11 protein-coding genes and 2 pseudogenes are annotated in these 12,093 nt (G+C 30.4%); 3 read left to right on the forward strand and 10 right to left on the reverse strand.

Annotated elements, in window-relative coordinates:
* Positions 1-256: 256 nt before the first annotated feature.
* Complete coding sequence (locus tag G600_RS0112860; protein ID WP_027432097.1) at positions 257-1,567, reverse strand: IS30 family transposase; 1,311 nt, start codon at positions 1,565-1,567, stop codon at positions 257-259.
* A 144-nt stretch (positions 1,568-1,711) separates the two neighbouring features.
* Here G600_RS0112860 and G600_RS0112865 point away from each other — a divergent pair.
* A pseudogene (locus tag G600_RS0112865) lies at positions 1,712-2,272 on the forward strand (metallophosphoesterase); the annotation flags it as partial.
* Positions 2,273-2,354: 82 nt separating this feature from the next.
* Here G600_RS0112865 and G600_RS0112870 read toward each other — a convergent pair.
* The 9 genes from G600_RS0112870 to nrdD all read right to left on the reverse strand — a co-directional run bounded on the left by G600_RS0112870 (position 2,355) and on the right by nrdD (position 10,415).
* Positions 2,355-3,731, reverse strand: coding sequence for a hypothetical protein (locus tag G600_RS0112870; protein WP_027432257.1), 1,377 nt, complete (start codon positions 3,729-3,731; stop codon positions 2,355-2,357).
* A gap of 37 nt (positions 3,732-3,768) precedes the next feature.
* Positions 3,769-4,257: a hypothetical protein gene (locus G600_RS0112875; protein WP_027432258.1), complete on the reverse strand. Its 489-nt coding sequence runs from the start codon at positions 4,255-4,257 to the stop codon at positions 3,769-3,771.
* Positions 4,258-4,267: 10 nt separating this feature from the next.
* Positions 4,268-5,116 (reverse strand): hypothetical protein, encoded by an 849-nt coding sequence (locus tag G600_RS0112880; RefSeq protein ID WP_027432259.1) that lies wholly within the window; start codon positions 5,114-5,116, stop codon positions 4,268-4,270.
* Between the two features lie 136 nt (positions 5,117-5,252).
* Complete coding sequence (locus G600_RS0112885) at positions 5,253-5,468, reverse strand: hypothetical protein (protein WP_027432260.1); 216 nt, start codon at positions 5,466-5,468, stop codon at positions 5,253-5,255.
* Positions 5,469-5,478: 10 nt separating this feature from the next.
* Positions 5,479-5,694, reverse strand: a complete 216-nt coding sequence (locus G600_RS0112890) for a hypothetical protein (RefSeq protein ID WP_027432261.1) — start codon at positions 5,692-5,694, stop codon at positions 5,479-5,481.
* Between the two features lie 111 nt (positions 5,695-5,805).
* Positions 5,806-6,936, reverse strand: coding sequence for a HipA domain-containing protein (locus tag G600_RS0112895; protein WP_027432262.1), 1,131 nt, complete (start codon positions 6,934-6,936; stop codon positions 5,806-5,808).
* 5 nt (positions 6,937-6,941) lie between these two features.
* Complete coding sequence (locus G600_RS0112900; RefSeq protein WP_027432263.1) at positions 6,942-7,853, reverse strand: diguanylate cyclase domain-containing protein; 912 nt, start codon at positions 7,851-7,853, stop codon at positions 6,942-6,944.
* A 100-nt stretch (positions 7,854-7,953) separates the two neighbouring features.
* A complete protein-coding gene (locus G600_RS0112905) occupies positions 7,954-8,133 on the reverse strand; it encodes a hypothetical protein (RefSeq protein ID WP_027432264.1) in 180 nt (59 codons plus the stop codon).
* Positions 8,134-8,210: 77 nt separating this feature from the next.
* On the reverse strand, positions 8,211-10,415 hold the full coding sequence (gene nrdD, locus G600_RS0112910) for an anaerobic ribonucleoside-triphosphate reductase (protein ID WP_027432265.1): 2,205 nt from the start codon (positions 10,413-10,415) through the stop codon (positions 8,211-8,213).
* Between the two features lie 396 nt (positions 10,416-10,811).
* Between nrdD and G600_RS0112915 the strand changes: the two genes are divergently transcribed.
* Both G600_RS0112915 and G600_RS16310 read left to right on the forward strand, forming a co-directional pair.
* Entirely contained in the window at positions 10,812-11,756 is a 945-nt protein-coding gene (locus tag G600_RS0112915; protein ID WP_027432266.1) for a hypothetical protein, read from the forward strand.
* A 102-nt stretch (positions 11,757-11,858) separates the two neighbouring features.
* A pseudogene (locus tag G600_RS16310) lies at positions 11,859-12,093 on the forward strand (IS1182 family transposase); the annotation flags it as partial.

Raw genomic sequence — 12,093 nt, forward strand, 5'->3', positions numbered from 1 at the left:
TTGCTAACTTGAAATTGTAAATTCCAGTGAAATGGTAAATTCCACCGGTCTTTAAAATTTCCTTGGTTTTTAATATTTCAGAGAGCAATATTTAGGCTTAGCTGGTATAATTGCAGTAACTTTCCATAAAATATCCGAATTGAAGACATGGCAAACAAGCCTCTGGATATTCCGTGTGCGAGACTGAATTCCACAGGCCACATTGAAAAAATGTGAATTGTTTATTTCCAGTCTGACAGCAGATTTTTATGTAAAGTTAATGGTTAAAGCGTATCAGCTTAGGCGTCAGATTGACATCATCAGGTGCAATCGGCCTAAGCTGAAGTGCTTTTAAGATGTCTATGCCGTAAGTTTCTAATGCAACCTCATATGGGGTACGCCCATTTAGACTTTCGCGTGGCGTCGAGTTGATGTGGTCAACAATTGTGCGTAAGTCCCACTGGGTCAAGTATTCAAAACTTGTTCCTTTAGGAAGCACCATACGTAGCATGGTATGTGCCTGCTCAATGCCGCCTTTTTGGCCGCTGCGCATTGGGTCACAATAGTAAATACTTGTGCGCTCCATTCCAGATATGCCGGTCTCTAAAGAGTCCGGATCTCCAAACTCAGTACCTCTATCGGTAAGGATAGTGCTAAACAACGTCAGGAAATCATATGTATCTAGCTGACGTTCTAACTTATCAAAGATTAGTCTCACGGCACCTTTGGTGCAGCGATTCATGATAAATGCTAGAAATAGTTTTTCACGAGTCAGGAAGAATGTAAGGATGACACGCTTCGATTCTCTTGAGGAATGAACAGTATCCATCTCGGCGAAGGAATCCAGTTCCAAAGCTTGAAAGTCCGAATAAAGGCGCCCTTGAAATACGGAACGATCCTTTATCTGAGTCTTATGTACTTTTCGTGGCTTGAACTTAACTTTACGCTTTAAATCAATGTTTCTGGCAGTAATGAGACCATCATTGATGTATGAATACAATGTTCGAACCGACATGTCTAATTCAGGATGATTCGTCACTATCTGATAGGGCGATTGTCCTTGGAAGATGAGTGGCGAGATGATGCTATCCTTTTCGCGCAGTTCATGCTTGGTCATATTTATCCCAGCTCGCGAAGATGAAAGCTTTTCGCGATACTTACGGTCAGCAAAGTAGGGATCGTAGTGATATTTATGAGCAATGGTACAACGTGAGATTTTATGGCATCCGTTACAGACGTATGGAGCCTTATCTAATCGGTTGCAGTGCTCTCGAACAAAGTCTTTACACGTTTGATTACAAGTAGGACACGAGGCACATTTAACACCACAGAGGATGATTTTGTCACAGGCATTTAGCTTGTTACAGCGAAAGCGTTTTTCACAAAAGTTTTTCTTGTTGTAAAAAGGACCTCGACGATACCACTCATCCAGTCGGTGGAGTTTAATCTCCTTGGAAATAGTAGTCGGATCCTTACAAAGATACTTTGCGATGTCTTTAAATGTGATTCCGCTATCAAGAGATTTCTTGATGTATTCTCGGTCTTCGAGAGTTAGATGTTTTTGGTTACCAGGTATGTATTTGCTCATTGAGCCTCCTTCTACTGCTGTCAGAAGGAAGTCATGAGTATACCATGGATGTGTGAAAGATTAAACTCTACTTATGTAGTAGTTAATTCCATCACTTAATCGGGAGGTGGAATTTAAAATTTCAATTTTGGAAATAAATCTTTTGAAATGCTAGAGTGGGCGACCAGAAATATAAGTAATAGTGGTAAATATCAAATGATATTAGGTAATCATGAAGATATGGCTATTAATTGGATAAAAAAATACCTTAAAAATAAAGAAACAGCAGGTTTTAGTGAATATGGAATAGAACAGGTATTAAAAAATAACGATAGCTTTTATGATGGATATTTGAAACTTCTGTTATATTTTTTAGAAAAAAGACCATTGTATAAATATGTAGATATTTTTGGAGTAAATTTTTTATTAGTACATGCATACGCTCCTGACAAAGATAGAATGAAAGAGATTGAAAATGGAGCAGAGATAAATATGATTGATAGGAATTATTTCTTGTGGGAGAGAGTTAATTCTGATGAAAATTATAGTGATAAAGATACTATTCTTATACACGGTCATACGCCAACACTTCTATGTGATAAGAATACACCGATATATTCAAATAACGTTATTAATATAGACACGGGATCTGTTTTCAGATATAGCGGTTATAATGGAAGACTTACAGCAATTAAACTTGAAGATTTGCAAGAATTTACTGTATAAAATTTATACAAAAAGTACAAATTGTACAAATCGTAAAAATTGTAAAAGGAGCTAAAATATCAATTTTAGCTCCTTTTTGTAGTTAATTTTTTGTTTCTATATTAACAGTGAATGTTCCCGACCAATTTCCTGGAGGAAGATTATCTGTTGTTGCAATATCAATATACATAACATTATTATTTTTATCAAAAATGTATTTTTTTTCATCATTTGCAATCATGTCTTCATTTGTTACTTTAATATTGCAATTTATAGCGTTGTTATATTCGTCATATAAGGTTAAAGTTGATAGTTCTATGTATAATTTTTGATCATAATAAAGTTCATCAGCTTTTATAGTGAACAAACATTGTCCTGTATCGTCTAATGAAATAGTTAGTGGAAGAGTAACCTGTATTGTTTTAGGCTGCCATATAGCATATAGATTAATTGTTTGATTTGAATACCAATTATTACTAGACAACTGATAATCGCTCGCTTGAACTACTGCTGAACTGTCAGGCGATAATCCCCATCCAAGAAATGTATAGTTTTCTCTTTCTGCTGGGGTTATAAAATCCCAAGTGCTTGTTCGATTATAGTTATATTCATCTCGCAGTGAGTATGTAATAGTAGTAGTTGTATTATCTATATAATTAATTGTCTTAGTGCCAGCTGTCATATTGCAATCTATTGTTAGTTCAAATGCTTCATATCTTTCGTTTTGAGGAAATTTAATAGTATATATTTCTTCTCCATTATCACGCCAGCTACCCCCGATAAATATTCGGTTATTACTTCCCCATAAATCTCGAACAAATTCGATACTAAAAAGCTGTGGTGATACAGAATTATTACCATTAACATAATAGCTTTCAATTACAGGTTGTTCATCATCATCCAAGAAAAACAGATTCTTGTATTTTTTCGAAGAGTAGTTTCCAAATGCAATAGATTCAGTATAATCGTGGCCTGTATAAACAGGATTATAATTTATTGTAAAATCATCTATAATTTTCCTTATAATGATATTTTTTATAAATATAATTTCATCATTAGCTTCATCAGAAGATGAAATTTTTAATGTATATTGTCCTGCATCGCTTACTGATATTTTACATTTATCAGCAGATACATCTATATCAGGATTATTAGGACCTGAAAGTTCGAAATTTAGTATATTACGCAAATCATTTGTTGCGGTCATATCTAATTCGATAGTACATTTTTCCGATACATCAAATGATATATCTAGCGATTGTTTATTAGTCTTAGATGCCCCCTCAGATTTAATATAATTATTATCGTCAATATACCATGAATTAGAAATTGCAGTTATATCTTTTGTAAGACTAAAGGCATCTTTAACAATTGGTGATATATCTAACTCATTTTCCGCAGCGGATATATTTTTTGTAAAACTCATTAAGCAAAAGAAAATGCTTAATGTTAAAACTAAAAGTTTGGTTGTATTTTTCATAAATAAAATCCTTTCAATTAACAAGGGGGGCAGTTATTTAATTTAAAGCAAAATTAATTACAAACTGTCCTTTCCATGTTCCAGGGGTTAATGTATCAGCAGAAGAAAGATTGATACTTGCTGTTTTTGTTGTAAATGAATTATTATTAATATCATTAGGTGAAAAAAGCATACTATTATTTGTAATGTTGAATTGAACTGTTTCATTAGTGCCTGTATTTTTCAATTCAAAAGTATCAGGCTCATTAATCGTAATAACTTGATTTGAAGCTATTTCACCTTTTACACCTACATCAAAGGTGGTTGCGCCAGTAGTGTTTAAGTTGATAGATGTAGGAATTCTATATTGAACGGTACTAGCTTTAGATGCTGTGACTAATACAGATGTTTCTCCAGTATCGTTTGTACTATATTCTTTAGTCTGATATTCGATATTATCTCCTGCAAATACTTGTGTATTGATTGTGGTTAGTAAAAAAATAATGAAAGATAATCCGAATGTTATTATTTTTCTATTTTTTTTCATAAAAAACCTCCTAATTAATAAAAATCGATATAGGCATGTTTGCATTAACGCCTGTATTTGAAGAATTACCAGCGACAAAAACTTCAACTTCTATATCTAGGTTATGAAGTCCAGTGCTTAAATACTGGCTTGGTATCCAATGTATGCAGTTTCCTGAAGAAATTCTGCCACTTTTATATATTACATTGTTATTTTCTTTAACAATGAATTGTAATTGATATCCTATATTGTCTTCATTATTTCCAAATGGAATATAATCAGATTGTCTGACTTCTAAATATTCGCCTTCATAAGTAATTCCGTCAATGATAACGCTAGGTGTTGATTGAGAAGCCGTTTGTTGTTCTGAATAATCAAATGTATTTTCAGCTAGATCAACGTCATTAGAATTTCCAACTATATCTAAGTTATCGTTTGGAAGAGTTTCATCTTGCGTATTAGATATAATGATATTAGGATGTTGAGATATATAATTTCTAAGCGCATTTACTGTCATAGTAGCTGCTGGGCTTAAAAATAGAATAAGTAGTAATATAGCAACAATAGGGACAATTTTTCTAACTGAAGTTATTGCTACAAGTCCATCAGATCCAAGCGGAATATAACCAATTATTTTATTGAAAATAGGTTTTTTATTAAAAATAGGTATTTCTGCACATGATGTAGAATTATCTAGTTTTAAATAATTATCGCCTGTTTTCTTTGAATTTGATTCTTGCATATAGCCAATGATACTTTTTTTGTTAATCAAAGCACTATTAGGTATAAATGGATATTCATAATTTTTTCCATTGAATTTTATATTTTTTTTGATTAAATCAGAACGAAGTTCTTTGTAATTAATAGTATAATGTTGCATAAAACACCTCCCATATAATAAATATATAAGAGCATGTTAAAAAGTTGTTGTAACTTCGTTAAATTAGACTTTAGCGAAAATAAAAAAGACGAGATATAAACTCGTCTTTATGAATAATGTATTTAATTTTTACCTATTACCATTCACCTGTAAGGTGTGCAACAACGTATAACACAACTAATGATAATATAAATCCCAATATAATAATTTTTTTATTATAAATAAAAACAACTATCCTTCCTACTGCATTAGCAATCCAATATATTGCATTGAAGATTCCCTTAAGCACTCTTGAAGCATAAAAAGCTATAAGGATAACTGCAAGTATTAAAAGTATAAATTTAACCACCATAATAAATCTCCTATTCTAAAATTTTATCTACAAGGTTTCCTATATCACTTAATGAAATATGTAAAACTAAATGATTTAGGACAAAAAAGGCAATAATTAATATTATTGCAATTATACCTATTTTTTGGTCAAGTAGATATGAAAATTCCTTTTTAAAATCTGTAAAGATAAATACGAATATTATGAAAATTATGAAAAAAAATAAAAAAATTAAAGTCTGTATCACAAAACTTCCTCCTTATTATTTGTTTTAACAAATATAAAAGAATAGGAATCCGTTTTTGAGAAATATCTAAAAAAAAGCACTTTAGAAATTAAAACTAAAGTGCTTTCAAGGTTATCTATTCATGTAGAAATTTTTATTGTTTTCATGGAATAATCGAACATTTCTTTTTTTAATTGCTTCGATTAAATTTTCTTTCTTTATATCTGTTATACAAGGATATGATCTTATTAATTTTTCATATCCATATATATAAGATTTATCTTGTGTTAGGAAATTTAAAATGTCATTTTTTTCTTTTGGTGAACCTAAATAATTGAATTCCTTATCAGTAAATAACTTAGATTTATTTTCACCTATATTATTAGACGACCAGTAGGCATTACCAGAGTCATACATAGGAGCTGGCCCAATAAATTTCATACTGTTTATATCTAATAAAAATCCAATGTTACCTAAATTTCTATCATCGTTTCCAGTAAGAGAATCAATAAACAAAGTCCATCTGATATGCTCTTCTGCATTTGGTATTTGAAATTTTTCGCACATCTTAAGTAAATGCTCCAAAATTCCCTCATTATCAGCTCTTTTTTCATAACGATATATGTAATATGCTGGCACTAACATAGTGTTTTCCGTAATAAAGTTATCACATATAGAACACATTGTTGCACCTTCGATATGCAAATCATATTTTACACAATCAATTTTATTAATTTTTTCAGTTAGAACTGATACTAGAACTTCTGATAAAGGCTCTTGTTTTGTTTTTTCGCTGCCTGCTTTTACAAGGAAAGATTTTTTGCTCTCTAAATCTTGTAGCCATCTTTTCTTAAGCAATCCATTAGTGGTTAAATCAGGTGATACAAAATTAAGCTTTCTCTTTTTTATATCCCACGGTTTAAAAAACATATCTCCGACATCCTGGCTATAGAGATTAGTGAAAAAATTAATTTTTTTATATGATTCAGTTCTCATTTTAATCCAATAATGGTCTGTTAATGAAGCGTAATTTTTATTTTTTAACCAAGAATCTCCAAACATTTGTATAACTTGCGAAAGCCCTTCTCTTTTATCAGGAATTCCTCGTTTAGATAGCCAATCCATTAAATTTTCAAAAGTACAATTATTTTTTAGTATAATTGGTAATAATTCAGGGTTGTTAATCTTTAATATTTCAGCTGGAACTCCATTTACATCTTTAAGTGTTAATACAATTTCGTCTTTTAAACATAACCATGACATATATCTTACTCACTTTCCGCCATTATTGCAGCTGCGAGGTCATCATCAGGTAGGAGATCCTTGACCTCATAATCATTTTCATTTTCTACATGTGCTACCTCTTCTTTTGGATAGAAACGGTCCATTATTGATGGTGAATTTTTGCTTTCCTCATTGCTATTATTAGAATATCTTGGTTTATTTACTGGATTAGTTTGTAATAATGCAGGGTTTCTTTCTTCATTATTAGGAATATTTCTTATAAGCATATTTTCGATGTTATTTAATAATTCCTTTAAAGATGCGAAATCTTTACTATCTTTGCTTATTACTTTAATCTCAATTTGTGAGTCAATACAGTCCGATTTTATTTTTTCTATAATCTCAGGTGTAACTGAATGATTTGCGTCTATAACGTAAAAACGATCGCCCATAATTCTATATATATTTTGAGATATATTATTAGATATAATGTTTGCGACAGTTTTAATTCGCTTATCTCCAGATTTTTTTCCAAATTTAATGTTGGATTTCTTTTGATCCGCAATACTAAATACATATAGAGTTATGTCTTTGCTAGTACCGTAATCCCTATTAAATGCATTTTCATTTAAGCACTGGGTTTTGTTATCTATGTATGCGAGCCTATTTAATTTTTTGTTTTCATTAATTAGATTATTTAATTCGTTAGTTAATGATTTGTTCTTGTTAATTAAGGTATTATTATCTTTTTCCAATATATTTTTTTCATCAGTTATTTTCTTAATACTCTGTTTTAAATTATTAATCTCTTTTAAATTATTAATTTCTGATGAAGCTGGTTGTTTTGAATTAAAATTAGCTGGGACATTCATATGCTCTACTTTATCTTCTAAAATTGCTAATCTTTTCTGTGTGTCTGCTAATAACTTAGCAACGATATCATTACTTGATTCCATTTAAATCCTCACTTTCATTGTATAAATCTTTTTTCAATATAAATATATAAGAGCAAACAAAAAGAGCTGCAAAAAACAGCTCATAAATGTTTGATACTAATTATTCTTTTTGATGTTTTTTTAGTTCTGTATCTACAATATTACGGATTTCAATAGAATACATTTTTGCTGTTTCTTTTGATAGTTCTTTAGAAAATCTATAAAGTAGATACCACATTACCATACATAAAATCGAATATACAGTTGATGTGAGTGCAAATGCGGTAATCGCTAAAGTCATGTAAAATCCACCTCCTTTATACAAATATATAAGAAAGACTGCTCATTTTTGAGCAGCCTTTAAAAGTATGTATAAGATTATAAATGTAATACTCTTTCTTTAATTTCTTGTGTTCTACCTTGATTCCAAAAATTTGTACCAATATAACCACAAGTTCTTCTTGCTACATTCATCTTATTTTGGTCTTTATTCTTGCAATTTGGACATTCCCAAATCAGTTTTCCATCTTCATCACTAATAATCTGAATCTGGCCTGTATAACCACAAACCTGACAATAATCTGACTTAGTATTAAGTTCAGCATACATGATATTGTCGTAAATGTACTGCATAACTGAAAGTACTGCTGGAATGTTATTGCTCATATCTGGAACTTCTACATAAGAGATTGCTCCACCTGGCGATAACTTCTGGAATTCTGATTCAAACTTTAATTTATCAAATGCGTTAATATTTTCTCTTACACATATGTGATATGAATTAGTGACATAATCGTGGTCAGAAACTTCTTTAATTTCACCGAAATCTCGCTTTAATGCTTTCGCAAATTTATAAGTTGTTGATTCAAGTGGAGTTCCATAAACTGAATAATCAATATTTTCAGCTTTTTTCCATTCATCACATTTGTCATTAAGTATTTGCATAACAGATAAGGCAAAGTTCTTTCCTTCATCATCGGTATGTGAACAACCGAGCATTCGTTGAACCATTTCATATATACCAGCATAACCAAGTGAAATTGTTGAATATCCATTATATAATAGCTTATCAATGGTTTCGCCTTTTTCAAGTCTTGCTAATGCCCCATATTGCCATAGAATAGGAGCAACATCTGAAGGTGTACCTAATAATCTCTCATGTCGTAAACGTAATGCTTTATGACATAATTCTAAATAATCATCAAGAAGATGATAGAATTTTTCCATATTACCACCGCTTAAGCAAGCGATATAAGGTAAATTTATTGTCACAACGCCTTGGTTAAATCTGCCATAATATTTGTTAGCATCTGCATCATAATTTGAAGCTTTAGAAACATTACCAATTTTAGATTTATTTAGTCTTTCACTTGTTGTTAAAAATGAACGGCAGCCCATAGATGGATAACAGTCACCGTTTTTAAATTCCTTCATTACTTTTTCTGAAATATAATCTGGGACCATTCTCTTAGCTGTACACTGAGCAGCAAGCTTTGTTAATTCCCAATACTTAGAGCCTTCACGAATATTATCTTCCTCTAATACATAAATTAACTTAGGGAAAGCTGGTGTAATATATACACCTTTTTCGTTCTTAACTCCAAGAATTCTTTGACGAAGCACCTCTTCAATGATAAGTGCTAAATCAGATTTAGTTTGCTCGTTGTCTACTTCGTTAAGATACATAAATACTGTTATAAAAGGAGCTTGTCCGTTAGTAGTCATAAGTGTTTCAACTTGATATTGGATTGTTTGAACCCCTTTTTTAATTTCTTCTTTTACTCTAATTTCTACAGCGTTTTGAACCTGTTCGTCAGTAAGTGTAAATCCTAGTTTTGAATATTCTTCTAAAACTTGGTTCTTAAACTTTTCACGACTAATTTGTACAAAAGGTGCAAGATGACTAAGAGTAATAGTTTGTCCGCCATATTGTGAACTAGCAACCTGAGCGATTACTTGTGTGGCAATATTACATGCTGTTGAGAAACTATGTGGTTTTTCAATCATAGTGCCTGAAATAACTGTGCCATTTTGGAGCATATCATCAAGATTAACTAAACAACAGTTATGCATGTGTTGAGCATAATAATCTGAGTCATGGAAATGAATAATTCCTTTTTCATGTGCTTCAATAATATCTTTTGGAAGTAAAATTCTTTTTGTTAAATCCTTGCTTACTTCACCTGCCATATAATCTCTCTGAGTGCTAACAATAACAGGATTCTTATTAGAATTTTCCTGTTTTGCTTCTTCATTAGATAATTCAATAAGGCTTAATATCTGTTCATCTGTAGAATTAGCTTTTCTAGATAATTCTCTCTTATAACGGTAATTTGAATATCTTACTGCGATTAAAGGTGCATATTTAGTTAATCTATATATAACTAAATCTTGGATATCCTCAACATTTAATATTGTATTGGCATTTCTAACTTCTTCAGATGCATCTTCTGCTATTACCTCTATAAGCTTGTCAGACATTCTTGAACGAGAATCTACTTCTGCATTAGCTTTCTTTATTGCTGTTATGATACGTGTTTCATCATATTCAACTTCTTTTCCGTTTCTTTTAATGATTTTCATATATTATACAATCCTTTCTTCTCCGATTTGATTAGAATAGTTACATTTTAAATATATAAGAATAAACATAACAAAATCTTGATTGCTATTCTTAGAACAAATAAATTTTATTTGTCAATAGGGAATTAGTACTATTTTGGATATTTTTCTAAAATCTCAATTTACTCTTACATATTTATATTAGAGCAATACATAAGGACATATTTTCATAACTTTTTATTTATGCAAAATGTTACTTGATATTTTTACGTGATTAATTGAATAACAATACAAATATTTACTTGGACACTTTAACTATTCTTCAATTTCTTATGTTTAGAAAAATAAAGAAAGAATAATGGATTAATTGTGTGTTCTTTTTGTATGGCTACTTTTATTTATCAGGAGGTTGTTTTCGTGACAACAAGTGCAAATTATAACAATATCATTAGTGATTATTTTTCAGTATTAATGGGAGATAAGCTTAATTTCCAGATTTCTTTTAATAAGGAAAATAGAGAAGTTAGTTTACGCAATTTCAGAGTAATAGCTAGATTTGCGATCGAAGAAATACTGGGTTGGACTATGGAAGTAGCTCAAATCAATTTAACAAAACAGGTATTAACAGATTTATGTTTAATTAAGGCATTAAAGAAGTTTAACCCAAATGAAGAGGTTAATAATTATAGTATCAAGTGTATATTACATATGATCTATCCACAAATTCAATACTCTATTGAAGCAGAGGCAGTAGATATATTTAAGCAATATTTACAGATTGATGAATATGTTAATAGTGAGCCTAAATCTTTACCTAAAGCATATTTTTTGGATACAAAAGATGCAAATATTAGAGTAAGAGCAATAGTTAGTTATCTAATTAAAAGAGATTTTAGCGGTATGGAAATGCTTGAAATTTATGACTTCTTTAACGACACAAAAAAGGTTAATGAATGGCTAAAAGAACGTAAATTATCTAACATTATAAATGCAGCATATGACTCTCCTATAAGTATGTTACAAGATATATTTAATTATCACTCAAATATAGATACAGCTAATTACAAAGCTTATAAGCTACTTAATAATGGCGATAATACAAATCTTCATAATGCAGATGTATTTTACGACATCTTAGATAAGGCAGATTTAATTGATACAGATATATTTGTTTCAGGAGTTCCAGTATATTCCGAATTTAAGGAAATCGTTGAAAATAATATAAACAATTATATTTGGATAATTATATATATTGCTTCTAATCCATTTAAGAGATTGGGATATTGCAATAATGAAAATATTGAAGCATTAACTAAATACTGCAAGGATTTATTGTTAAATTTCGAGATTTTTGCTGAATAATATATATAAAAAAGGGGCTGTGAAATAATCAGCTCATAAAAAAAGAGAAGTAATAGCAGGAAACAGCTGATTACTTCTCTTTTTTCGTGGTAAAATATTACCATGAAAAATCAAACCAATTATTATAATACACTAAATCAAGGCGTTTTACCATTTTTTATTTCAGATTGTTTGGATATCTGTGATCCGGTTTTTACTTTTGACGAACTCGTGGGAGGTATGAATCTTGAGAAGTATCTGAAAAATGTGCCAGAGCATAAGCTTGGCAGAATCAGATATAATCCAGTCAAAATGTTGAAAACCGTACTATTCGGTTTTATGAGTGAAGGATATATTT

This window comes from Lachnospira multipara ATCC 19207 (assembly GCF_000424105.1).
GTDB lineage: Bacteria > Bacillota > Clostridia > Lachnospirales > Lachnospiraceae > Lachnospira > Lachnospira multipara.

Excerpts from the sequence above, each read along its gene's own strand:
- G600_RS0112900 (WP_027432263.1), bottom strand. The coding sequence starts at position 7,853 with ATGGAATCAAGTAATGATATCGTTGCTAAGTTATTAGCAGACACACAG.
- G600_RS0112885 (WP_027432260.1), bottom strand. The coding sequence starts at position 5,468 with ATGGTGGTTAAATTTATACTTTTAATACTTGCAGTTATCCTTATAGCT.
- nrdD (WP_027432265.1), bottom strand. The coding sequence starts at position 10,415 with ATGAAAATCATTAAAAGAAACGGAAAAGAAGTTGAATATGATGAAACA.
- G600_RS0112895 (WP_027432262.1), bottom strand. The coding sequence starts at position 6,936 with ATGTCATGGTTATGTTTAAAAGACGAAATTGTATTAACACTTAAAGAT.
- G600_RS0112875 (WP_027432258.1), bottom strand. The coding sequence starts at position 4,257 with ATGAAAAAAAATAGAAAAATAATAACATTCGGATTATCTTTCATTATT.
- G600_RS0112860 (WP_027432097.1), bottom strand. The coding sequence starts at position 1,567 with ATGAGCAAATACATACCTGGTAACCAAAAACATCTAACTCTCGAAGAC.
- G600_RS0112905 (WP_027432264.1), bottom strand. The coding sequence starts at position 8,133 with ATGACTTTAGCGATTACCGCATTTGCACTCACATCAACTGTATATTCG.
- G600_RS0112880 (WP_027432259.1), bottom strand. The coding sequence starts at position 5,116 with ATGCAACATTATACTATTAATTACAAAGAACTTCGTTCTGATTTAATC.
- G600_RS0112870 (WP_027432257.1), bottom strand. The coding sequence starts at position 3,731 with ATGAAAAATACAACCAAACTTTTAGTTTTAACATTAAGCATTTTCTTT.